Origin of the sequence: Corynebacterium zhongnanshanii, assembly GCF_014490575.1 — a bacterium.
Lineage (GTDB): Bacteria > Actinomycetota > Actinomycetes > Mycobacteriales > Mycobacteriaceae > Corynebacterium > Corynebacterium zhongnanshanii.
Genome location: NZ_CP061033.1, coordinates 814,438 through 838,323, shown reverse-complemented (window position 1 = coordinate 838,323; position 23,886 = coordinate 814,438). Strand labels below are relative to the sequence as shown.

The window sequence follows — 23,886 nt, the reverse complement described above, 5'->3', positions numbered from 1 at the left end:
GTCTAATCCACGGTGTGGACGATCATCACATCGCACTGGGACTGCCGGGCCACATCGGCCGGAACGCTGCCCAGCAGTCGCCCCGTTAGGGAGTTGATACCGCGGTTACCCACCACCAGCAGGTCCGCATCCACCTCGGTCACCACAGACATGAGAGCAACCACCGGGGCGCCCGCCTTCATCTTCGCGGTGACCTTGGTAGCACCCTCGTCCTTGGCCTCCTTGAGCGCCGCAGCCAACACTTCGTTGGCGTCCGGCTCCCCCACCACCACACGCGAATCATCCCTGGAGGAGTTCGCCACGTCCGCATCTTGGGGGTAGTAGGCGCTCGCCAGCACCAACTCTGCATCAAACGCTGCGGCAATGGCTGCCGCGCGACGAACTGCCAAAAACGAAGATTGGGAACCGTCGGTTCCCACAACAATGGTGCCGAACATAGTCACCATCCTATACGTTCGGAATCTTTCCCGGGGCTACATGCCCGCGTCGATCATTCCCTTGAGTTCCTTCTTCAAGTCCATAATCTCGTCACGCAGCCGACCAGCCAGCTCGAACTTCAACTCCCGAGCGGCCTCCTTCATCTGCTCGGTCATCTGAGCAATGAGCTTCTCCAGCTGCTCCCGGGCCATGGGCTCCCCCTCTGGGGTGAACGCCCCATCGGTCGCGAGCTGGGCGTCGGTATTCAGGGACGTCTCCCCCGCAGACGGCGAATATTCATCGCTGCCGAATTCCGCGACTTGGTCAAGGATGTCCGCGATCTTCTTCCGCAACGGTTGAGGATCGATCCCGTGCTCCTCGTTGTAGGCGATCTGCTTGGCTCGGCGACGTTCGGTTTCGTCAATCGCGTACGCCATGGATTCCGTCACCTTGTCCGCGTACATGATCACCTCGCCGGAGACGTTACGCGCGGCGCGTCCGATCGTCTGGATCAGCGAACGGGTGGAGCGGAGGAATCCCTCCTTATCCGCGTCCAGGATCGCCACCAGAGAAACCTCCGGCAGATCCAGACCCTCACGGAGCAAGTTGATGCCCACCAGCACGTCATACTCGCCCAGGCGCAACTGACGCAGCAGCTCCACGCGACGCAACGTGTCGATGTCCGAGTGCATATAGCGGACCTTCACGCCGTGCTCCAGCAGGTAATCCGTGAGGTCCTCGGCCATGCGCTTGGTCAGCGTGGTCACCAACACACGCTCGTCCTTGTCCGTCCGGCGGCGGATCTGCTCAATCAGATCATCAATCTGGCCCTTGGTAGGGCGCACCTCCACCTTCGGATCGACCAGGCCGGTCGGACGGATGACTTGTTCCACGAACTCGCCACCAGCGGCCGCGAGCTCATAGTCTCCGGGGGTCGCGGACAGGTACACGCACTGGCCTTTGCGGTCATCAAACTCCTCCCACGTCAATGGGCGGTTGTCCAAGGCGGAGGGCAGCCGAAATCCGTGCTCCACGAGGTTGCGCTTGCGGGACGCATCTCCCTCGAACATTCCCCCAATTTGGGGGACGGTCACGTGAGACTCGTCGATGATGGTGAGGAAGTCTTCGGGAAAGTAGTCGATCAGGGTCGCGGGGGCCGAGCCTGCCTCTCGCCCATCGATGTGCCGCGAATAATTCTCAATGCCGCTGGTGAAGCCGACCTGTTGAATCATTTCCAGGTCATATTCCGTGCGCATGCGCAGGCGCTGGGCCTCCAGCAGCTTGCCCTTATTCTCAAGCTCCTCCAGCCGCTCTTCTAGCTCCTCTTTAATGGACTCGATCGCCTTTTCCATGCGCTCCGGCCCCGCCACATAGTGCGTTGCGGGAAAGATGCGCAATTCCTCTACATTGCGGATCACATCTCCCGTCAACGGGTGAATGTAATACAGGGTATCCACTTCATCGCCGAAGAACTCCACGCGCACGGCTAATTCTTCATAGGCCGGTATGATATCGACCGTGTCCCCCTTCACGCGGAATGTTCCACGGGTAAAGGACATGTCATTGCGCGTGTATTGAATATCCACCAACAGGCGTAGGAACTTGTCCCGGTCAATCTCCTCACCTACCCGCAGCACGGCGGAGCGATCCAGGTAGGACTGAGGCGTACCCAGGCCATAAATGCAAGATACAGACGATACCACCACCACATCACGCCGGGACAGCAACGCCGACGTGGCCGAATGTCGCAGGCGCTCAACGTCCTCGTTAATGGAAGAATCCTTCTCGATATACGTATCAGACTGGGCGATATACGCCTCCGGCTGGTAGTAGTCATAATAGGAGACGAAATACTCCACCGCGTTATTCGGAAGAAGACTGCGGAGCTCATTGGCCAACTGAGCCGCGAGGGTTTTATTCGGCGCCATAACCAGCGTGGGGCGCTGAACTTTTTCAATCAACCACGCGGCGGTGGCGGATTTACCCGTACCCGTGGCACCCAAGAGAACAATGTCGCGCTCGCCGCGATCGAGGCGTTCGGCTAATTCCCCAATTGCTTTGGGTTGATCGCCCGCGGGCTCAAACTCACTAATGACCTGGAATGTGCCAGGAGTGCGTTCGATATCGCCGACGGGGCGGAATTCAGAATAGGATAGCTCTGGTCGCTCAGCTGCAAATGCCATGCCCACAGTCTAGCGCTGCGAGGCACACACGGTCCTCCACAGTTCATCGACCTGCTCCAGCAACTGCTCCTGCGTGCCGTTGTTGTCCAGGACGGTATCCGCTGCGGCGAGGCGGGACTCCCTGTCAATCTGTGCCTGGATACGACGCCGGGCGTCGTCCTCATCGAGCCCGCGATACTCCACGAGCCGCGACACACGCAGATCATCCTCCGCGTCCACGACCACCACGTGATCCATGGCCGTGTACTCGCCATTTTCGATCAGCAGCGGCATGTCGTAGACCAGAACCTCAACCCCGGCCTCGCGAGCCTGTGCGAAGCGCTCGCGGGTCAACTCCTTGATACGGGGGTGGGTGATGGAGTTGAGTTTTTCGGTCAGCTCCGGGGAGCTGAAGGCCTGCCGGGCCAATTCCGCACGATGGAGCGTGCCATCGGGATTCAGCACACCCGGGAACGCGGCATCCAGTTCAGCCAAAGCCGGCTGGCCTGGCTCCACAATCTCGCGGGCAATAAGATCGGCGTCCACCACGGTGGCTCCCAGCTCGCTGAGGCGGCGGGACACCGTGGATTTACCGGAACCGATTCCTCCGGTCAGGCCTAGAGTGAGCATCGAGTGTATATTCCTCGATTAGCGCTCAACGATGGCAACGATGCCCTGGCCACCTGCTGCACAGATGGATACCAGGGTACGGCCGCCGCCGTTTTCTTCCAGAACCTTCGCTGCGGTGGCGATGATGCGTCCACCGGTTGCAGCGAATGGGTGACCTGCAGCCAAGGAGGAGCCCTTGACGTTCAGCTTCGCGCGGTCGATGGAGCCCAGTGGAGCATCCAGGCCCAGGCGGTCGCGGCAGTAGTCCTCGGACTCGAAGGCCTTGAGGGTGGCGATGGTCTGGGATGCGAAGGCCTCGTGGATCTCGTAGAAGTCGAAGTCCTGCAGGGTCAGGCCGTTGCGCTTCAGCAGGCGTGCGATGGCGTAGGTGGGGGACATCAGCAGGCCGTCTGGGGTGAGGCCGTCGTGGCCGTGGAGGAAGTCCACGGAGGCAACCTCGGAGTCCACCAGGTATGCGCGTACTGGGATGTTGTGCTCCTTCGCCCACTCCTCGGAGGAGATCAGGACGGCGGACGCACCATCGGTCAGTGGGGTGGAGTTACCGGCGGTCATGGTGGCCTTGATGCCGTGCTGCTCTGCATCCTTCTTGCCGAAGACTGGCTTGAGCTTCGCCAGCTTCTCCACGGTGGAGTCTGGGCGCAGGTTCGTGTCGCGCTGTACCCCCAAGTAAGGGGTCATCAGGTCCTCGAAGAAGCCTTCCTCGTAAGCCTTAGCCAGCTTCTGGTGGGACTCTGCGGCCAGCTGGTCCTGCTCCTCGCGGGTGACGTTCAGCTCACGCGCGGTGATGGCGGCGTGCTCACCCATGGACAGGCCGGTGCGTGGCTCACCGTTGTTGGGCTGCTCTGGTGCGAACTGTGCCGGACGCACGGAACCCAGAAGCTTCAGGCGGTCCTTGCCGGTCTTTGCGTTGTTGACGGCGATCAGGGTCTTGCGCAGCTCGTCGTTGACGGCCAGAGGCGCATCAGAGGTGGTGTCCGTACCACCGGCGATGCCGGACTCGATACGGCCTGCTGCAATAGCGTCACCCACGTGCACCAGCGCGGCCAGTCCGGTTCCACACGCCATCTGCATGTCAACGGCTGGGGTGTAGGAGGACAGAGCGGAGCCGAGAACAACTTCGCGGGTCATGTTGAAGTCGCGGGAGTGCTTTAGGACGGCACCTGCTGCAACCAGGCCCAGCTCTTCGCCCTGGAGTCCGTAGCGGGCAACCAGGCCGTTGATGGCTGCGGACAGCATGTCCAGGTTGGATGCCTTGGAGTATTCCTTGTTGGAGCGGGCAAACGGGATGCGGTTACCGCCGAGGATGGCGACCTTGCGTGGGGCGTTCATAAGAACTTTTCCTCCGATTTTTGTGGAAAGTGACAAATTTATGGCTAATCCCGGTACATCGACCGCGATCACGCCGTAAGGTTATACATGTAAACATACAATGTCACGGCGGACCATGAAGCCAAATTGGACGAACCACTGTCCATTCTAGTGAAATGGTTGCCAGACATTACCGATACTCAAGGAGTTGACACGTGCCTCAAAACCAGGACGCATACCTGAAGTTCATTAATTCCGATGCAGGAAAGAAGATCGCCAAGCAGGTCGGAATGCCTGTTCCTACCAAGCTTCGCCGCTACAAGGCCGGCGAGCCTGCTCTGGACGGTCGCGTACTTCTGGGTGGTTCCGGTCGCTTGGTAAGCCGCATCGAAGAGATGTTGGCCGACGACTACAAGATCACCACCACCGTGGGAGACAACAAGTACGCAGCCTTCGTCTTCGACGCAACGGGCATCACCAAGCCAGAAGACCTGCGTCAGCTGTACGATTTCTTCCACCCCATCATGCGTCAGCTTCAGCCATCTGCCCGAATCTTGGTTATCGGAACCACCCCTGAGCTGGCAGCAAACTCCGACGAGCGCATCGCACAGCGCGCACTGGAGGGCTTCACCCGCTCTGTCGCGAAGGAGCTGCTGCGCGGAGCCACCGCACAGCTGGTCTACACCTCCCCTGACATCTCCGCTGACCTGGCTGGCCTGGAATCCACCCTCCGCTTCATCCTGTCCGGCAAGTCTGCCTTCGTGGACGCTCAGGTCATCCGCGTGAACGCTGACGAGGCATCCGCACCTGCCTCCTGGGACACCCCATCTGAGGGCAAGATCGCTGTTGTCACCGGTGCTGCTCGCGGCATCGGCGCCACCATCGCCGAGGTTCTGGCACGCGATGGCGCAAAGGTGATCTGCGTGGACGTTCCACAGGCTGGCGAGGCTCTGGCAGAGACCGCTAACCGCGTCAAGGGCACCGCCCTGCCACTGGACGTGACCGCCGCGGACGCCGCTGACAAGCTGAAGGAACACGCCGAGGCTCGCCACGGTGGACCAATCGACATCATCGTGCACAACGCCGGCATCACCCGCGATAAGCTGCTGGCCAACATGGACGAGGGCCGCTGGGACGCCGTCATCGCCGTAAACCTGGCCGCTCCTGTGCGCATCACCGAGGCTCTCCTGGACAACGGTGGCCTGAACACCAACGGTCGCGTGATCGGCGTAGCCTCCATCGCCGGTATCGCCGGTAACCGCGGCCAGACCAACTACGGTGCAACTAAGGCCGGCGTGATCGGCTTCGTGGATTCCTTCTCCGACGCCCTGGCCGACAAGGGCATCACCGTCAACGCTGTGGCCCCTGGCTTCATCGAAACCCAGATGACCGCCGCGATCCCATTCGGCACCCGCGTGGGTGGCCGCGTTCTGTCCTCCCTGAACCAGGGTGGCGAGACCGTGGACGTTGCCGAGACCATCGCCTACTTCGCCGCTCCTTCTTCCCAGGCCGTCACCGGAAACGTTGTCCGCGTGTGTGGCCAGGCAATGATGGGTGCGTAAAAGGGAAACAATCATGACAGTGACCTACAAGGAACTCCCATCCATCCCCGTGTTGATGGATGAGTACAAGAATGCAGTGAAGGACATTGTGCCGGGCGTGGGAACCAAGCGCGTGGCCAAGGACAATCCAACCACGGCCTTCGAGGTAAAAGGCGTGAAGGTGGATCCAAACCACCTGGCGGAGTACGCCTCCGCCACGGGCTTCCGCCTCACCAACGAGCTGCCGCTGACCTACCCGTACGTGCTCAGCTTCCCGATCGTAATGAAGCTGCTGACCGCGAAGGACTCCCCCCTCAACGCGGTGGGCATGGTGCACCTATCCAACACCATCGAGCAGACGCGCCCACTGACCGTGGACGACGTGCTGGATTTCCGCGTCCATGCTGAAAACCTGCGCCCTCACACGAAGGGTGTGCTGCTGGATGTTGTGACCGTGGCCTCCGTGGATGGCATTGACGTGTGGACCCAGACCTCCGCGTTCCTGTCCAAGGGCGCGAAGCTGTCCAGCTCCTCGCCGTTCAAGAACCTGGAGCCGACCAACGGCCGTATCGTGGATCCCATTTCCTTCGACGCCGACACCGACGATGCGTTCAGCCGCGTCCGTGTCACCGCTGACGATATCAAGGTGTACGCAGAAGCTTCGGGTGACAAGAACCCGATCCACATCTCTGGTGTGGGCGCGAAGGCCTTCGGCTTCCCAGCCACCATCGCTCACGGCATGTGGACTGCGGCACGCCTGGTGTCCTCCCTTGAGGGACTGGTCCCTCCGGCTGCACGCTTCAAGATTGAGTTCGCTAAGCCTGTGACGTTGCCGGGCACCGTAGCAATCGTTGCACAGCCTGCTGGCGACAAGGCATACCCTGTTCCATCCCAGTGGAACCTGCAGGCACGCAAGAGCTCCAAGCTGGACACGCTGCACGCCAGCGCTTCTATCGAAAAGCTCTAAGAGTGGCGGCCTTAACAAGGCCGTGAGAGCAAGGCCGGTTCGCGAGTGTATCGCGAACCGGCCTTTTTCCGCGTTCCGGGACGGTGACGAGATGCGGGTGGGATGCGGGCCGGCGTCGATAATAATGGCAATCAACGCAGGACTATGATTTAACAATATGGAGGAGCTGCATAGGCATTTTGTAGAACAGATAGAAATCGACCCCTCGCGCATCCCGATTGTGGTGCTCTCCGCGGTGGTGATTTACCTCTTTTTCCTCATCCTTGTCCGGACGTTTGGTGTGCGCGTGATGTCGAAAATGACGGCGTTCGACACGGTGGTGCTGATCATGTTCGGTGCGGTGGCGGGGCGTGTGATTATCGGCCACCCGCCCACCCTGGCAGCCGGCGCGATTGGGCTTGTGACGCTCATGCTGCTGGAGGCGGCTCTGGGGGCGGCGCGTAAGCAGTCGGGGTTGCGGCGGGTGTTCGATGAAAAGCCACACGCGGTGTTCGCGCACGGACAGTATTTGGACAAGCAGATGCGTCACTATCACATCTCAAAGTCCGATATGCGGATGGTAATGCGACGCGCGGGCATTCATCATCGGAATCAGGTGCAGCTCATTGTGCTGGAACCCACGGGTGAAATGTCGCTCTTCCGGGCGGGGGAGCCGCTGGAGCGAGAGCTGTTTAAGGGGGTTCAGGGAATCCCTGATAGTTTCTGGGCTGACGCCTGACGAAAAACACAAAAGAAGAGGGGCATCCATCGTGTGATGGATGCCCTTCGTGCTACTGGCGTGAATCAGCCGTGCAGTGCGCGGATCTTACTCGCCGCCGGCCAGCTTCTCGCGCAGAGCAGCCAGCTGCTCGTCGGAAGCCAGGGTGCCTGCGTCCTCAGCGGAAGAGTCGGAGGAAGCGGAGCCCTTAGAGTCGTTGGACTCGGAGGAGTAGCCGCCCTCGCCGTTGGCAGCAGCCTCAGCAGCAGCTGCGCGGTTGCGCTCGATCTGAGCGGTGTGCTGGGTGTGGCGACGCTCTGCCTCTGCATAGCGTGCCTCCCAAGCCTCGCGCTGCTCGTCGAAGCCTTCCTTCCACTCGTTGGTCTCTGGGTCGAAGCCCTCTGGGAAGATGTAGTTGCCCTGCTCATCGTAGGAGTCAGCCATGCCGTACTTGGATGGGTCGAACTCCTCGTTGTAGTCCTCGTCAGCCTGCTTGACGGACAGGGAGATACGACGACGCTCGAGGTCGATGTCGATGACCTTGACCATCACTTCCTGGCCAACGCTCACAACCTGGTCTGGAACCTCAACGTGGCGCTCAGCCAGCTCGGAGATGTGTACCAGACCCTCGATGCCCTCTTCCACGCGGACGAATGCACCGAATGGAACCAGCTTGGTGACCTTGCCCGGAACAATCTGGCCGATGGCGTGGGTGCGGGCGAAGACGCGCCATGGGTCTTCCTGGGTTGCCTTCAGAGACAGGGAGACGCGCTCGCGGTCCAGAACAACCTCGATAACCTCGACGGTCACTTCGTCGCCCACGGAGACAACCTCAGATGGGTGATCGATGTGCTTCCAGGACAGCTCGGAGACGTGAACCAGGCCGTCTACGCCACCCAGGTCCACGAAGGCACCGAAGTTGACGATGGAGGAGACAACGCCCTTGCGGACCTGCCCCTTCTGCAGCTGGTTAAGGAACTCGGAGCGAACCTCGGACTGGGTCTGCTCCAGGAATGCGCGGCGGGACAGCACAACGTTGTTGCGGTGCTTGTCCAGCTCGATGATCTTTGCTTCGATCTCCTGGCCGATGTAAGGCTGCAGGTCGCGAACACGGCGCATCTCGACCAAGGAAGCAGGCAGGAAGCCGCGCAGACCGATGTCCAGAATCAGGCCGCCCTTGACAACCTCGATAACGGTACCGGTAACTGGCTCGTCCTTCTCCTTGAGCTCCTCGATGGCGCCCCACGCACGCTCGTACTGTGCGCGCTTCTTGGACAGGATCAGACGACCTTCCTTGTCCTCCTTAGTGAGAACAAGAGCGTCGATAACGTCGCCGACCTCAACGACCTCACCTGGGTCTACGTCGTGCTTGATGGACAGTTCACGGGAAGGGATAACACCCTCGGTCTTGTAGCCGATATCAAGCAGAACTTCGTCGTGATCGACCTTCACGACGGTGCCTTCGACAATGTCACCATCGTTGAAGTACTTGATGGTTGCGTCGATGGCTGCCAGGAAATCCTCAGCGGAACCAATATCGTTGATGGCTACCTGAGGTGCGTTGTTGGTGGACATGTGTTAGTTGTCTCCGAAACGGACTCGAATAGAAAACGGACAATTGCAAAGCACGCCCGCGCGGGCGCACAACATTGCAAATGTTACACAGCTTGTACTATCTGTGCAAACGCGCCACACCGCAGAAAAACGCCTCCGTGGAGGGGTTTTGTTTATAGTGGTAGCCAATGAGCATCCTACTTAACATCATCCGCGGTGCCCTGATCGGAATGGCCGAGCTCGTTCCTGGGGTTTCAGGAGGCACCATTGCACTTGTCACCGGCGTATACGAAAGAGTCCTAGCCCAAGCAAATCTTGTCCTCGACGGACTGAAGCTCCTGGTCAAGGATCGTTCTGCAGCAATCCAGAAACTCAAGAGCGCAGACTGGCTATTTCTCATCTCCCTCCTCGTCGGCATGGCAGCAGTTGTGGTGTCCATGGCCGGGGTGATGGAGGCGTTCGTCACTGATCAGCCCGTGGCATCCCGTGCACTGTTCTTCGGCATGGTTCTGGTCTCCCTTGTGGTGCCACTGTCCATGATCAACAAGGAAGCTGTCTCACGAAAGCTGCCCGTCGCCATCGTGGCGTTCATCCTCGCCGCCGTGGCCACGTTCCTCCTCACCGGCGTGACCAGCGCGCCTCAGTCCAACCCAAGCCTCATCGTCGTATTCTTCGCGGCCGCTGTAGCCATCTGTGCTCTGGTGCTGCCAGGCGTTTCCGGTTCCTTCTTCCTATTGGCCGTGGGTCTCTACAGCGCTACGATGGGCGCGGTTCATGAGCGCGACCTTGTCTACATCGGCGTATTCGCCCTGGGTGCCCTCACCGGCATCATCGCCTTCGTGCGCATCTTGGAGAAACTCCTGGAAGACCACCGCGACATCACGCTGGTAGTCATGGCCGGCCTCATGCTTGGTTCCCTACGAGCCCTGTGGCCGTGGCAGGATGAGAGCGCCAACCTTGAGGCACCCTCTCAGGACATCGGGTTGGCGATCACCCTGTTCCTCGCAGGCGCCGTTGCGGTGGCCATCATGGTGGGTCTGGAGCGTGCCTTTAGCGCGAAGAAATCCACCGACGACGCCGACGCCAGCACCTCCCCTACTCTAGAAGGCTAGTGCCCGGCAGCATCCCAGTTCTCGCCGTCGCCGGCGGACACGTCGAGCGGCACGCGGAGCTCTGCGGCGCCATCCATCTGCTCACGCAGAAGCTGGCGCACCTCGTCTAGCTCTCCTGGGGCTACCTCCACCACCAATTCATCGTGGACTTGTAGCAGCACGCGGGAGCGGAATCCCCCGTCGTTCAGTGCCCGATCCACCCGGATCATGGCCAACTTAATGATGTCTGCCGCCGAGCCCTGGATGGGAGCGTTCAGCGCTGCACGTTCTGCGTTGTCTCGCGCCACCCTGTTCGAGGAGTTCAATTCCGGTAGGTAACGCCGGCGTCCAAAGATCGTCTCCGTGTATCCGGTCTCCCGGGCAACCTCCACTACGTGGTCCAGATACTTCTTCACGCCACCGAAACGCTCGAAATAGTTATCCATGATGCGCTTGGCTTCTGCGGTAGAAATGGACAGCTGTTGGGAGAGGCCAAAGCTGGACAATCCATACACCAAGCCATAGGACAGGGCCTTTACTTTTCGGCGTAGATCGGGAGTGACGGCGTCCACGGGCACATCGAAGACGCGCGATCCCACGTAATTGTGAAGGTCCTCGCCGGATTGATAGGCCTCAATCAAGCCCTGATCCTCTGACAGGTGGGCCATCACACGCATTTCAATCTGGGAATAATCCGCCGTCAACAACGTCTCATATCCGTTGCCCACCACAAAGCAGGAGCGGATAATGCGCCCCGCCTCGGTGCGAACGGGAATGTTTTGGAGGTTGGGATCCGAGGACGATAGGCGCCCCGTGGCTGCACCCTTTTGATTGAAAGTGGTGTGGATGCGCCCGTCGCCCTCAATGGCGTTCACCAATCCGTCGATGGTGTTTTTCATCTTCAGATACTCGCGGTGCTGCATCAGATAGCCCAGGAATGGGTGATCCGATTGCGCCGCGAGTTTCTCCAGTTCCGCGGCCGCCGTGGAATATCCGGTCTTTGTCTTTTTCGTTTTCGGAAGGTCCAGATCCTCGAAGAGAACCTTTTGCAGCTGCTTCGGGCTCGACAGGTTGAGGTCGGGAACTCCCGCCACGTCACGAGCGGCATCCACGGCCTGCTGAACCTTATCCTCGTAGTCCTGTGCCAATGTCTCCAAATGGGAGCGATTGACCGAGATTCCCGTCGCTTCCATCCGCGCGAGAATCAGGCACAGTGGTACTTCCAGGTCGTAATAGAGCTCATCCGCCCCGGCCTCCAGCAGCGCGGGCGCGAGCACCCCCACCAATTCTGCGATGGCCTGGGCACGCTCCAGCCCTGTAGCGTCCTCACTCAATTCTCGGCCCACGTGACGCTGCACAACGTCTTCCAATGTGTGAGTGCGCACATCCGGTCGCAGCAAGTATGCCGCGATGGAGGTGTCATGCTCCACGCCTGCGAGGCCGTTCGTCTGCTCTGGGGCTATCAGGGACGTCTGCTCGGCGTCGTCCTGATGGGACACGGTGATGACGCCTTGGTCGATCAGGGCGTGAAAGGCCAATTTGGTGTCGTGGAACCATTTCGGGGAATCCGAATCCAGCCACTGTTGCAGTGCATCAAGATCCTTGGTGGAAATCTCAGCAAGGTCAATGGCCACGCCCACGTTATCGCGATCCAATAACGCCAGCGTTTCTCCGCTGATATCCACCGAGATTGGCGTGGAGGAACGCTTTTTCAGCCATCCGGCGAGCTTTCCTTCGGCAATATCTTCTTGGGTAATAGGAATGGCGTCCGCGTTATCAAATTCCACTCCCAGTGTGCGAAACGCTCGAGTGCGAAGGTTGGCGCCAAACTGCAATTCCTCAAAGACTTCGAGGGCATCTGCGGCCTCAATGTCTTGAGGCTTCAGCTCATCGAGGTCTTTAACAAGATCCAGGTCGCGCACCATTTCCGTAATGTCGCGGGCAAGCGTGACATTGTCGATATTATCGCGCAGAGACTGACCCACTTTGCCGCCGATGGACTCAATATTGTCTATGACCCCCTGCAAGTTGCCGTATTGCGTGATCCATTTTTGCGCCGTTTTTGGTCCGACGCCGGGCACACCTGGCATATTGTCCGATGTATCCCCTCGAAGCGCGGCCAAATCCGGATATTGAGCGGGCGTGACTCCATACTTTTCTTCCACGGCTGCAGGGGTAAATCGGTGCAGCTCGGAAACACCCTTCAGTGTGTAGAGCACGGTCACGTCATCGGTCACCAGTTGAAGAGAATCGCGGTCACCTGTGCAAATGAGGGTGTTCATTCCTGCTTCATGTCCCCGCGTGGCAAGGGTGGCGATAATATCGTCTGCCTCATAGGACTCCTTATCGAGAGTCACAATTCCGAGGGTTTCCAGCGTTTTTCGGATGAGGTCAATCTGCCCTTTGAACTCCGGTGGTGTGGAGGGACGCTGCGCCTTGTAGTCAGGGAAGGATTCCTCTCGGAAGGTCGGTCCGGACAGGTCGAATGCGGCGGCAACGTGGGTGGGCTGTTCCTGCTCCATGAGGCCCAGGAACATCCCTAAGAAGCCATAGACTGCGTTCGTGTGTTGGCCACCCGTGGTGGAGAAGTTTTGTGCGGGAAGTGCATAGAACGCGCGGAAGGCCAGGGAGTGGCCGTCGAGGAGCAACAGCTTCTTGTCAGTCATGAGCTCTACTCTATACGTCGCCCCTGACATCAGGATGAGGCGATCTGGCCACAGCACACATAATCGGCACGTTCGTGCCGAAGTTCTAGGGGTAAGTCATACCGCGAGCTCATTATCGCCTTTTTCGGCACGATCATGCCGAAAATGCTTGCTCCGAAGCGACACGGCCGTATATCATGGATAAATCAGCACGTTCGTGCCGATCAACTCATCCCAACGCCACGCGCCCTTGAAAAGGAGCCATCATGAAAGCTTCCGAGATCGGCATCTTCGCCCGCGAACAACGCCGGAAACTACAGCTCACCCAAAGAGATCTGGCTGACCTTGCAGACGTGTCCGAGAGGTTCATCCGGGAGCTGGAAAACGGCAAGCACACAACCCAGTTAGACAAGACCATTGCCGTCTTGTCCGTTCTAGGGTTCGATCTGGAACCGGTTCCTCATAATCAGGTCTATGTGGACCACTTTCAGCTAGCCACGCAGGGCCACAACTCATGAGCAACAACACCCCGCCCCAGGGCAATTCCCTGCCCCACAACAGCACCACAGCGCACCATGCCATCCATCGCGCCGACGTGTGGGTCGGCGCTGCCTTGGTGGGGAACCTCACGTCGTACAGCGATGGCACCACAGAATTTCTCTACAATCAGGAAACCTTGGCACACGGTGGACCGGCCGTCGCGACCACCCTTCCCGTGCGGGACAACGCCACCGTCACCACGGGCGGAGCTCTCCCTGCATTTTTCTCCAACCTTCTTCCTGAGGGCCGGCGCCTGTCTACCTTGAAGAAAAACTCCAAGGTCTCCATGGACGATGAGCTGGGTTTGCTCCTTCACGTGGGCGCCAACACCATCGGCAACGTGGCAGTGGTCCCCCAGGGGCAACGTCCCCACCCTCACAGCGCACAACTCACCATGAACGAGGACCTGGATTTCACTGAGGCGCTATCCAGCGCCGGTATTGTGGATCCCTCGGCGCTACCTGGTGTCCAGGACAAAGCCTCGGCCCGCACCATTGCCGCACCCACAGTATCCGATGGCGTGGACTATATCCTGAAAGTCTCACCACCGGAATATCCGAAACTCGTCGAAAATGAATCGGCCTGCTTTGAGATGATCCGTTCTGCGAAAAAATGGATCCCTGCCGCCTCAGCCACGGTCATCCACGACAAACACGGCCGCTCAGGGCTGTTGGTCACCCGATTTGATAGACACGGTGACACCTTGTTCCCCGTGGAGGACTCTGCACAATTATTGAATATTCCCCCGGCAGCAAAGTACTCCCCAACCATGGAAGACGTTGCCTCCGCAATCCTCACGGTCAGCAGGCGCCGCGCACTCGATGCCCAGAAAATTGCCTATCTCGTGGCGTTCGCATGGCTCACAGGCAACGGCGATATGCACGCAAAAAATATCTCCGTGATCAACACTGGCGAGGGATTTGAATTAGCTCCGGTATATGACATTCCCAGTACTCTCCCCTATGGCGATCACACGCTGGCCTTAAGCGTTGCCGGGGCCACAGATAATCTGAGCGGAAAAAAGTTTCTCAGTTTCACCCGCTCAATCGGCTTGAGCGATCGGGCCGCCCGAACGGTGATGGATCGCTCCCTAGCAACCACTGAAGGAGCTGCAGAGAAAATCATCCAGGCCACAGATTTCGATACTCGCCGAGCACGCGATCTCCGACGCGTCCTCGGCAAGCGGCGAAACCTGTGGCTGGATGCCCTGGGGTAACGCACAGCAACGACCTGCATCACGCTTGCCCCAGAAGCAACACCACCTACGATCGGCAGCCGCGCAGCCACGCCGCGTGCAGCGTGGTCTCCCCGTTTTCCTCCGGGTGGAAGCTCACCGCCGTGATGTGCCCCTGGCGCACCGCCACGATCACGTCCTCCTCATCCGCATCCTGAGTCGAGGCGAGGACCTCCACGCCGTCGCCCACCGCGGTAACGATCGGCGCGCGGATGAAACTGGACTCCACCGTCTCACCGTCGATAGTGAGGATCCGCTCGCTGGAGTTGCGCTGACTACCGAAGGCATTGCGCCGCACCGTCACGTTCAGCACGCCCAATGTCTGTTGTCCCGACGCCGGGTTCTCTAACTCCCGGGCCGCATAAATCAAACCGGCGCACGTGGCTAAGGTGGGCAGCCCTCTCTCGATGGCAGCCTTCAGGGGCTCCGCCAGCTCAAAGGTTCGGGCCAGCTTGTCGAACACGGTGGATTCTCCGCCGGGCAGGATGAGGCCATCCAGGCCATCCAGGTCCTTGGGCAGGCGCACACGGCGCGTGTGCGCGCCGAGTTGCTCCAGGATGGCCAGGTGTTCCTCCACTCCGCCTTGCAGGGAGAGCACACCGATCACGGGAGCCGTGTCAGGAGACGCAGCAGGCACCGGTTTACCAGCCACGCTCTGCCAGGCGGTGTGGAGCGGGAACGTCGTTGACGTTGATGCCCACCATGGCCTCGCCCAGGCCACGGGAGACCTCGGCGAGCACTGCAGCGTCATCGTAGGCGGTAGCAGCCTTGACGATGGCCTTCGCGCGAGCCGATGGGTTTCCGGACTTGAAGATGCCCGAGCCCACGAACACACCCTCGGCGCCCATCTGGCGCACCAGGGCGGCGTCGGCTGGGGTGGCTACGCCACCGGCGACGAACAGCACTACGGGCAGCTTGCCGGTCTCGGCAACCTCGGCGACCAGGTCGTACGGTGCCTGCAGTTCCTTGGCAGCAACGAAGAGCTCGTCGCGATCCAGCTTCTGGATCCGGGCGATCTCGGACTTGATGGTGCGCAGGTGGCGCACGGCCTCGGACACGTCACCGGTGCCGGCTTCACCCTTGGAGCGGATCATGGCAGCGCCTTCGGTGATGCGACGCAGGGCCTCGCCCAGGTTGGTTGCACCACAGACGAACGGCACGTCGAAGTCCCACTTGTTGATGTGGTGGGTGTAGTCGGCTGGGCTCAGAACCTCGGACTCGTCGATGAAGTCCACGCCCAGCTCTGCCAGGATCTGGGCTTCCACGAAGTGGCCGATACGGGACTTGGCCATCACAGGGATGGACACGGCATTGACGATGCCGTCGATCAGGTCTGGGTCGGACATGCGGGCCACGCCACCCTGCGCGCGAATGTCAGCGGGGACGCGCTCCAGTGCCATGACGGCGGAGGCGCCGGCGTCTTCGGCGATCTTTGCCTGCTCGGCGTTAACCACGTCCATGATCACGCCGCCCTTGAGCATGTCTGCCAGGCCGCGCTTCACGCGGGTGGTTCCGGTACGGTTGTTAGTCTTCTCGTCAGTCATAGACACCATCATCCATCTTTCAAGTGGTATAGAACAAGATCCACTATAGACCAATTGAATTAGACCACTTAGAGTGTGTCTATGAACATTGTTCTGGACCACTCGGATGCACGCCCCCTACCAGTGCAAATATGCGCCAGTATCCGCTCGCTCGTCGCCGAGGGGCTGCTAGAGCCCGGCGAAAAACTCCCGTCCACCCGCATCCTCGCGGAACAATTGGGGGTAAGCCGCGGCACCATCGTCACCGCCTTCGACCAGCTCATCGCCGAAGGCTACCTGGTCGCACGCCACGGATCCGGCACGCACATCAACCCCGCACTCACCCCCAAGCCGCTCCACCCCCTCACTCTCCCCTCGGCGTCACCCCCGGAGCAGCCTCTCAACGAGCTCACCCCCGGACTGCCCGACACGCGTGGACTCGTCACCCCCGAATGGCGCGCCGCATGGCGAGACGCGGCAGCCAATCCCACGGACCTCTTCAGCCCCCTAGGCCTCGAGGCTCTGCGCCGCGAGATCTCCCACCACCTGCGCCACATGCGCGGCTTTTCCATCGACCCGTCCCGCATCGTCGTCACCGCAGGTGCCCGCGACGGCATGGAACTATTCCTGAAAACGCAGCCGTCGAACCTGACAGTGGGCGTCGAATCACCCGGGTACCCCAGCCTGCGCCAAATCCCCACGGCGCTCGGCCACACCCTGGTGGACATCCCCACGGACGGTGACGGCCTCACCCTCCCCACCACCCACGTGGACGCCGTCATCGCCACCCCCAGCCACCAATACCCCTACGGCACATCCATGTCCGCCACCCGACGCACCGAACTCGTGGCCTGGGCACGCGACAACGAACGCTGGCTCATCGAAGACGACTTCGACTCCGAACTGCGCTATCTCGGCCAACCACTACCCGCGCTGGCTAGCCTCGATCCCGAACACACCATCCTGCTCGGCACGTTTTCCTCCGTGATCTCCCCCTCCATCGGCTGCGGCTATGTGGTCTTCCCCGCCTCCCTCATGCCCCGCGTGGAGCAGATCCGCGACATCTTCCGCTGCCCCGTCTCCAGCATCACTCAACAGGCCCTCGCCACCTACCTCGCCAGCGGTGCTCTGCGCAGGCATACGGGCCGTGTTCGCCGTTCCTACCGACGCCGCCGCGACCTGGTCACGAACTCTTTTCAGGGAATACCGGATGTCACGCTGCTGCCGATCAACGGCGGGCTCCACGCGGTACTGCTGTGCCGCGATCCTGAGTCGCTGCGCGCGCGTGCCCGGCGGCGTGGCGTGGGGCTCACACTCCTGGCCGGCTATTGGGGCGGCGCCCACGCGGACGAAGGCATTGTGCTTGGGTTCGGCCACTTAAGCGATAGTGAACTGGAGGAGGCGCTGGGGATCATTGCTGAGGAACTGAAAAACACCCCTTGAGGGATCAAGGGGTGTTTTTCTCGCGTGCCCTTGGTGAGACTCGAACTCACACTGGACGGGTTTTGAATCCGTTGCCTCTGCCAATTGGGCTACAAGGGCGATAGCGGACACTTTACCTTACCCCCGTCACAAGCCACAAACGTGCAGATAAATACCATGTACGAGCCTCGAGCGGGGGTTCCCTACTCCCCTGTGAGTTATCTACTGTGGAACTCTTTCATGGTCCTTCGCGACTAATAATTTGTGTCTATATTCAGAAGGATTCATACGCTGGGTGGCATCTTCATTGCCCCATTAATGTTCGTAGCCGCGCTCAGTGGCTTCTTTTACGCCCTCGCCCCCACCATCGAACGTGGTCTCTACCACCAAGAGATGACAGCCGACGGCGGCCAAGCACAATCATTGGACAAGCAGGTGGACGCCGCACGCGCCGTATACCCCACCCTGGACATCGCCAGGGTCCAGTCCAGTGACAACCCCAAGGCCACCACCAGAGTGCTGTTCGCAGATCCCGATCTGCCCTCCAAGAGCTACACACACGCCGTGTTCGTCGACCCAGCATCGCTGGCCATCAAGGGCGACCTCGTGCAATACGGCGGATCCGCAGCACTGCCCTTCCGCACGTGGCTGTCCCAAGGCCACCGCAGCCTCTGGCTCGGCGAGCCCGGCCGCATCTACGCCGAAATCGCAGCCTCGTGGCTCGCCCCGTTCGCCATCACGGGCCTGTTCCTCTGGTGGACCACCCGCAAGCGAACCAAGAAAAACGCCACACGCGCACAGTCTGCCCGTATGAAGAACGTGGGCCGGCACAGCACCATCGGTGTGTGGATCGCACTCGGCATGCTGTTCCTGGGAGCGTCTGGCCTGTCCTGGTCGCTGGTCGCAGGTGATAACATCGCCGCGGTGCGCGAGCAGTTGCAGTGGCAAACCCCGAGCATCTCCGCCACCGCACCCGAGCACACCGATCACGGTGCCGGCGATCACACCACCCCAGATCCCGCCGCAGCGAACGCGCACGCTGAGCATGCCGCATCAGCTGCAGAGATGGGACACGCGGACCACCACGCCGCCCACGCCGCTCAGGATGTCTATCAGCACATTAATGCCGTGGCCCGGCAGGCCGGCCTCACCGGCGTGCTGGACATTAAGAGCCCGGCAGAGCCCGGCGCGCTGTGGACCGTGAACGAAACGCGCCAACCCTTCTCCTTCTCCACGGACGCCGTGGCCATCAACCCGGACACCATGTCCGTGGCCAACACCCTGAAGTTCTCCGACTGGCCAATCGCCGCACGGCTGACCACGTGGGCCATACAGCTGCACATGGGAACCCTGTTTGGCATCTACAGCCAGATTGCGCTGGCAGTCCTGGCGCTGGGGCTGATGGCCGCCATCGTGATTGGTTACATCATGTGGTTCCAGCGCGTGCGGAAAAACGCTGCCCGCACACTCGCTCCGTCCTTCCGGTGGAGTCAGACGTCCCTGGGCGTGCGCATCGCGCTGATCGCAGCACTGATCGGCTACTCGATCATCGCCCCACTATTCGCCGCCTCACTCGTCGTGGTGATCCTGCTGGGCGCGTGCATCCAGTATGCAGGCAAACGCACTAGCCCACGCACTTCGGCGGAATAACCTTGTCATCGTCCACCCATTGCTGCAACGCTTGCTTCACCGCCCGCGCGTAGACCTTCTGGCCTGCCGGCGCGGGGTGGATCTTGTCATCAATAAGCACGGACGTGTCCTCGGCGGCCAGGTTGCAGAAGTCGCCCACATACACATTGGGGTACTTCCTGGCGTACTCGTAGACCTGGTCGCGCGCGCCATCGAGCCATTCCTTGTGCCCGTAGGGGCTCATCAGCACAATCACGCGGTCAGGCCCCAACTGGTCGATGATGTCATCGAGCTGGCCCGGGAAGGCCTCGCCGTTGGTGCCGAATCCCAGCACCACGAACTTGTCCAGAGTCTGATTGGCCTCCATCGCGCTGACAATATCCGGAACCGCGACGTAGTGACGGGATACTTCGCCGTCCACGTAAATACCTGGGAAGAGATCCTCCAGGCCTTCCGTGCTGGCCAGCATCACCGAGTCACCAATGCCCGTGATCTGGTCACCCGTCGGCATCGTACGAGAGACCGACTGGGCTGCGATATCCGCCTTCTCCGCCGGCTTCGTCTGACGCGCCGCCGCGGCCTCCAGCTGCTGCTCCAACTGGGTTTTCTTCGGAGCGGTGGCCACACCATACACGGTTCCCGCGACAGAACACAGCACCACAACTGCTGCGACGACGGTCCAGCTGCCCTTCAACGAGGACAACGTGCCGCGGATACCTCGGCGTCGGAATGGAGTTTCAATCAGGCGGTAGGACAGGTCAGCCAGCGGCAAGGAAATCACGACGGCGACCACGCCCGGCAGCCACCACAGATCCGTATCGATCAGGCGGTCGGCAATCTTCACCACCGGCCAGTGCCACAGGTACAGGGAGAAGGAGCGATCGCCCAACCACCGCATCGGGGCCACGCGGAAAAATACGGACGCCGGCCCGGATTCGTTCACAACCGCCCAGACAACCAGGGCTCCTGCGATGTTGGCTGCGACAATTCCTCCTTGATAGGCCAGCGCCGAGGTGTCCTTGAGGAACAGGAAGAACAAGACCAACGCCACGAGCCCCACAGTTCCAGCGGAGCCTGCGGCAAACGAGTGCTTCCGAGGCCAGGAGTCCACGAACACCCGGCGCGAATCCGTCAGGAGCACCGCCACGGTCACACCAATCAGCAGGCCGAAAGCGTGGGTGTCCGTGCCGTAGTAGACACGGGTGGGGTCGGCATCCGGAGAGTACAGCGTGGCCATCGCCACGGCGGACGCCACACCAGCCACCACGGCGAAGAGCCCCAGCAGCGGGGCGCTGCGCCGATGCCCCTTGCGTGCCAGGGCAAACAGCCCCACCACGATGAGCGGCCAGATGACGTAGAACTGCTCCTCCACGGACAGCGACCAGTAGTGGGCGAAAATCTGCACCCCGGAATCCGCGAAGTAGCTCTGGGAATCGGCGATCTGCACCCAGTTGTTCACGAAGAACAGCGTGCCGAGGAACTGCTTGCCGAGCCCCACCGCCAGGTCTCCCCCGAGCATGCCGACGATGGCGCTGGTAATCAGCAGCACCGTCAGTGCTGCGGGGAGAATGCGGCGCACGCGCCGGGTCCAGAACTGCTTGAGGCTGATGCGCCCGTACACGGCGTGTTCGCGAATCAGCAGGGAGGTGATAAGGAATCCGGAGAGGACGAAGAACAGGTCAACACCCAGGAAGCCTCCGGGAAGCACGTCGCCGAAAAAGTGATAGATCATCACTGTGGCGACCGCGAGGCCGCGCAATCCGTCCAGGCCGGGAACCCTGCGGATCATGTAGCGACGCATCTGAGCCGGCTGAGACCACTGAGCTGGGGACGTATCCAGATCAATCAACGGGCCAGGCTGGGAATGCGCGCGCGACGTGGCCGTGTGCGTGGTTTCTGAAGGCTCAAAGAGACTAAAGGAGGTGCGCATAGGGAGTTACTTTAGCACTCACCCGTCTATGTTTTTAGTGTCTTTTCGCAAGCGTGCAGCTCGCGGGGCATGGAGAACTACTGCTCAGGGGCTTCCTCCGATTCATACCGACGCCGACGGCAGTACTCCCTCAAGGCGCAGAAGATGAATCTTGCGGTCCATGCCACCGGCATAGCCCGTGAGAGCACCATCCGCGCCGACGACTCGATGGCAGGGCACCACGATGCTGAGGGGGTTGCGGCCCACAGCCTGCCCCACGGCACGGGCGGCACGTGGCCGGCCAATCGTTGCGGCGATCTCGCCATAGGTACGCGTCTCACCCCGCGGGATGGTGCGGAGCTGCTGCCACACCTGTTGTTGAAGCGCGGTGCCCGCCGGGGCCAGAGGCACCGTCCACTCCACAGAACCACCGTCGAAATACTCACGGAGTTCCTCCGCCACGCGGGCCAGAATGGGATGGGAGGCCGCGGGGACGCACAGCTGGGCGTCGAATATCGGGAAATACGTCTGCCCCTGAAACCAGCAGCCCGTCAGCGCACGACCATCAGTCGCGACGGTGATGGTCCCCAGCGGTGAGGGGACTTCGGCGAAGTGGGAAACGTGTACACGCGGTGCCATAACGCTTTCTATAATATACAGGTATTCGGTTATACTTCCCGTCATGGTGAACCGTTACTCCCGAGCAGCTGGCGCAGGCCTCCTCGCCTGTGCAATGGCACTGACCTTGGGTGCATGCGTCACGAACGAAGAACAGGGCAACCCCGAAGGCTGGGTCCGCATCGCCCCAGAGCCCGTTCCAGAACTCGCAGCCCTCGTCCCCGACAAGATTCGGAAGCAGGGAAAAATCATTGTGGGAACCAACCCGCCGTATGCACCGAATGAATTCAAAGACTCCAGCGGACAGATCATCGGCTTTGAAATGGACCTCATTCGAGCCGCGGGATCCATCCTGGACCTGGACGTGGATGTACGTCAGACGGACTTCACCCTGATTCTTCCGGGCATTTCCGCCGGCACCATTAACGTGGGCGCCTCCGCGTTCACGGACACCGAGGAACGTCAGAAGGTCTACGACTTTGTGGACTTCGTTAGCGCTGGTATCGCCTGGGCGACGCAGCCCGGCAACGAGGACGCAGTCGACCCAGACAACCCCTGCGGCTTGACCGTGGCCGTGCAGCAGGGTACCTACTCCGATACGGACGAGGTCCAGTCGAAATCCGACGAGTGCGTGGCGCACGGAAAACCCGCCATCAAGAAAATGGTGTACCCCACCGCCGATGCAGCGGCCACAGCCACGATTCTGAAGCGTGCCCAGGCGTTCTCCTCGGACTCCCCCGTCATCTCCTACGCGGTCAAGCGCAGCGACGATCGGCTTGTCCAAGTGGGAAAGGCCTTCGACACAGCGCCCTTTGGCTGGGCTGTAAACAAGGATGATCCTCTGGGGCCAGCACTCGCCGCAGCCCTGCAGCACATGATGAACACAGGCGACTACGACAAGATCATGGCTCCGTGGGGGCTGGAAGAGGCGAAGATTGATGCAGTGACCTTCAATGCACAGCCCTTCACCTCCCCCGTCAGCACCGCACCACAGACGTCGCGTCGCACGCACTCCCCTCGCCGAAAGAAGACACGCCCATGACCCCGCATACAAAGAAAATGCCAAAGGAAATCAAGGCCGTTCCCCTGCGCCACCCCGGACGCTGGATCGCGGCGGCCATTCTGCTCGTCCTGGCTGCGCTCTTCGTCATTTCTTCAGCGCGCAACGAAGCCTTCCACTGGGATACCTACTTCCAATATCTCTTCGATACTCGCCTGCTGGTGGCAGCCTGGAAGACCATTTTGCTGACCATTTTCTCCATGGCGCTGGGATTGATCGTCGGCGCCATCGTGGCGATTCTGCGTATGTCGCCCAACCCCGTGTTGGGCGGCGTGGCATGGGTTTACCTGTGGATCTTCCGCGGCACGCCGGTGTACGTGCAGCTGATGCTGTGGGGTCTTGTGGGTTCCATCTACCAGGTACTCAATGTGGGAGTGACCGAGTTTGACCTGCAGGAGCTGCTGTCCAACACGTTCTTGCTGGCCATCATCGGTCTGGGATTGAACGAAGCGGCCTACATGGCTGAGATCGTCCGCGCGGGTATTCAGGCCGTCCCCGAAGGCCAGTCCGAGGCGTCCAAGGCGCTCGGCATGACGTGGTGGCAGAACATGCGCCGGACCGTCCTGCCACAGGCCATGCGCATCATCATTCCTCCGACAGGCAACGAATTCATCTCCCTGCTGAAGACCACCTCGCTTGTCATCGCGATCCCCTACACGGCTGAGATTTTCGGTCGCGCGAATGACATCTCCAACAGCCTGTTCCAGCCAGTGCCCCTCATGCTGGTGGCCGCCACGTGGTACCTGGTCATCACCTCGGCACTGATGGTCGGCCAGTTCTATTTGGAACGCTATTTCGCACGCGGTTCCTCCCGGAACCTGACCTCCCGCCAGCTGGCAGCTCTCGCGGATGCCGAGGGAGTACTGCCCCGCAACGTGACCGTCAACGACAAGAACACCGACAACTAGGAGACATGACTGTGAGCACCACCCCTGCACC

General features: G+C 60.7%; 20 protein-coding genes and 1 tRNA gene. 10 read left to right on the top strand and 11 right to left on the bottom strand.

All coding sequences use genetic code 11. The features are described from left to right. Window positions 1-2: 2 nt before the first annotated feature. The 4 genes from IAU67_RS03750 to IAU67_RS03735 are packed head-to-tail and all read right to left on the bottom strand — an operon-like array spanning window position 3 to window position 4,538. The gene (locus IAU67_RS03750; protein ID WP_151843147.1) at window positions 3-446 is read right to left on the bottom strand and encodes a universal stress protein; all 444 of its coding nucleotides are present in this window, start codon (window positions 444-446) and stop codon (window positions 3-5) included. A 27-nt stretch (window positions 447-473) separates the two neighbouring features. Further along, the gene (uvrB, locus tag IAU67_RS03745) at window positions 474-2,600 is read right to left on the bottom strand and encodes an excinuclease ABC subunit UvrB (protein WP_151843146.1); all 2,127 of its coding nucleotides are present in this window, start codon (window positions 2,598-2,600) and stop codon (window positions 474-476) included. 9 nt (window positions 2,601-2,609) lie between these two features. Beyond that, window positions 2,610-3,209 (bottom strand): dephospho-CoA kinase, encoded by a 600-nt coding sequence (coaE, locus tag IAU67_RS03740; protein ID WP_151843145.1) that lies wholly within the window; start codon window positions 3,207-3,209, stop codon window positions 2,610-2,612. Window positions 3,210-3,227: 18 nt separating this feature from the next. Next, on the bottom strand, window positions 3,228-4,538 hold the full coding sequence (locus tag IAU67_RS03735; RefSeq protein WP_151843144.1) for an acetyl-CoA C-acetyltransferase: 1,311 nt from the start codon (window positions 4,536-4,538) through the stop codon (window positions 3,228-3,230). Window positions 4,539-4,732: 194 nt separating this feature from the next. On the opposite strand from IAU67_RS03735, the gene IAU67_RS03730 reads away from it, so the two are divergent. From IAU67_RS03730 to IAU67_RS03720, 3 genes are all read left to right on the top strand, one after another. Continuing rightward, window positions 4,733-6,079, top strand: coding sequence for a 3-oxoacyl-ACP reductase (locus IAU67_RS03730; protein ID WP_151843143.1), 1,347 nt, complete (start codon window positions 4,733-4,735; stop codon window positions 6,077-6,079). 13 nt (window positions 6,080-6,092) lie between these two features. After that, on the top strand, window positions 6,093-7,025 hold the full coding sequence (locus IAU67_RS03725) for a MaoC/PaaZ C-terminal domain-containing protein (RefSeq protein ID WP_187767960.1): 933 nt from the start codon (window positions 6,093-6,095) through the stop codon (window positions 7,023-7,025). A gap of 157 nt (window positions 7,026-7,182) precedes the next feature. Then, window positions 7,183-7,743, top strand: a complete 561-nt coding sequence (locus tag IAU67_RS03720; RefSeq protein WP_151843142.1) for a DUF421 domain-containing protein — start codon at window positions 7,183-7,185, stop codon at window positions 7,741-7,743. An 87-nt stretch (window positions 7,744-7,830) separates the two neighbouring features. On the opposite strand, the gene rpsA is transcribed toward IAU67_RS03720, so the two are convergent. Then, window positions 7,831-9,297, bottom strand: coding sequence for a 30S ribosomal protein S1 (rpsA, locus tag IAU67_RS03715; RefSeq protein WP_151843141.1), 1,467 nt, complete (start codon window positions 9,295-9,297; stop codon window positions 7,831-7,833). A 167-nt stretch (window positions 9,298-9,464) separates the two neighbouring features. Between rpsA and IAU67_RS03710 the strand changes: the two genes are divergently transcribed. Continuing rightward, entirely contained in the window at window positions 9,465-10,388 is a 924-nt protein-coding gene (locus IAU67_RS03710; protein WP_151843140.1) for a DUF368 domain-containing protein, read from the top strand. Here IAU67_RS03710 and polA read toward each other — a convergent pair. Further along, complete coding sequence (gene polA / locus IAU67_RS03705; protein WP_151843139.1) at window positions 10,385-13,033, bottom strand: DNA polymerase I; 2,649 nt, start codon at window positions 13,031-13,033, stop codon at window positions 10,385-10,387. The genes IAU67_RS03710 and polA overlap by 4 nt on opposite strands. Window positions 13,034-13,278: 245 nt before the next feature. On the opposite strand from polA, the gene IAU67_RS03700 reads away from it, so the two are divergent. Next, window positions 13,279-13,530, top strand: coding sequence for a helix-turn-helix transcriptional regulator (locus IAU67_RS03700; RefSeq protein ID WP_151843138.1), 252 nt, complete (start codon window positions 13,279-13,281; stop codon window positions 13,528-13,530). Further along, a complete protein-coding gene (locus tag IAU67_RS03695) occupies window positions 13,527-14,768 on the top strand; it encodes a type II toxin-antitoxin system HipA family toxin (protein WP_151843137.1) in 1,242 nt (413 codons plus the stop codon). Before IAU67_RS03700 ends, IAU67_RS03695 begins: the two co-directional genes overlap by 4 nt. Window positions 14,769-14,814: 46 nt before the next feature. On the opposite strand, the gene pdxT is transcribed toward IAU67_RS03695, so the two are convergent. Beyond that, the gene (pdxT, locus tag IAU67_RS03690) at window positions 14,815-15,393 is read right to left on the bottom strand and encodes a pyridoxal 5'-phosphate synthase glutaminase subunit PdxT (protein ID WP_425321391.1); all 579 of its coding nucleotides are present in this window, start codon (window positions 15,391-15,393) and stop codon (window positions 14,815-14,817) included. A gap of 34 nt (window positions 15,394-15,427) precedes the next feature. Then, a complete protein-coding gene (gene pdxS, locus IAU67_RS03685) occupies window positions 15,428-16,330 on the bottom strand; it encodes a pyridoxal 5'-phosphate synthase lyase subunit PdxS (protein WP_151843135.1) in 903 nt (300 codons plus the stop codon). A gap of 81 nt (window positions 16,331-16,411) precedes the next feature. Between pdxS and pdxR the strand changes: the two genes are divergently transcribed. Continuing rightward, window positions 16,412-17,752, top strand: a complete 1,341-nt coding sequence (pdxR, locus tag IAU67_RS03680; RefSeq protein ID WP_151843134.1) for a MocR-like pyridoxine biosynthesis transcription factor PdxR — start codon at window positions 16,412-16,414, stop codon at window positions 17,750-17,752. Window positions 17,753-17,777: 25 nt separating this feature from the next. Here the strand turns inward: pdxR and IAU67_RS03675 are convergent. Further along, a tRNA-Leu gene (locus IAU67_RS03675) sits at window positions 17,778-17,851 on the bottom strand. A 144-nt stretch (window positions 17,852-17,995) separates the two neighbouring features. Here IAU67_RS03675 and IAU67_RS03670 point away from each other — a divergent pair. Further along, window positions 17,996-19,381 carry a PepSY-associated TM helix domain-containing protein gene (locus IAU67_RS03670; RefSeq protein ID WP_225723596.1) on the top strand — a complete coding sequence of 462 codons (1,386 nt, stop codon included), beginning with the start codon at window positions 17,996-17,998 and terminating at the stop codon, window positions 19,379-19,381. Here IAU67_RS03670 and IAU67_RS03665 read toward each other — a convergent pair. Further along, window positions 19,356-21,290, bottom strand: a complete 1,935-nt coding sequence (locus tag IAU67_RS03665; protein ID WP_223111907.1) for an acyltransferase family protein — start codon at window positions 21,288-21,290, stop codon at window positions 19,356-19,358. The two genes, IAU67_RS03670 and IAU67_RS03665, sit on opposite strands and share 26 nt — an antisense overlap. Before the next feature lie 102 nt (window positions 21,291-21,392). After that, window positions 21,393-21,908 (bottom strand): methylated-DNA--[protein]-cysteine S-methyltransferase, encoded by a 516-nt coding sequence (locus IAU67_RS03660; RefSeq protein ID WP_151843133.1) that lies wholly within the window; start codon window positions 21,906-21,908, stop codon window positions 21,393-21,395. 43 nt (window positions 21,909-21,951) lie between these two features. Here IAU67_RS03660 and IAU67_RS03655 point away from each other — a divergent pair, with 43 nt between their 5' ends. Both IAU67_RS03655 and IAU67_RS03650 read left to right on the top strand, forming a co-directional pair. Continuing rightward, on the top strand, window positions 21,952-22,929 hold the full coding sequence (locus tag IAU67_RS03655) for an ABC transporter substrate-binding protein (RefSeq protein WP_151843132.1): 978 nt from the start codon (window positions 21,952-21,954) through the stop codon (window positions 22,927-22,929). Next, window positions 22,926-23,855: an amino acid ABC transporter permease gene (locus IAU67_RS03650; RefSeq protein ID WP_151843131.1), complete on the top strand. Its 930-nt coding sequence runs from the start codon at window positions 22,926-22,928 to the stop codon at window positions 23,853-23,855. Before IAU67_RS03655 ends, IAU67_RS03650 begins: the two co-directional genes overlap by 4 nt. The last annotated feature ends 31 nt before the right edge of the window (window positions 23,856-23,886 follow it).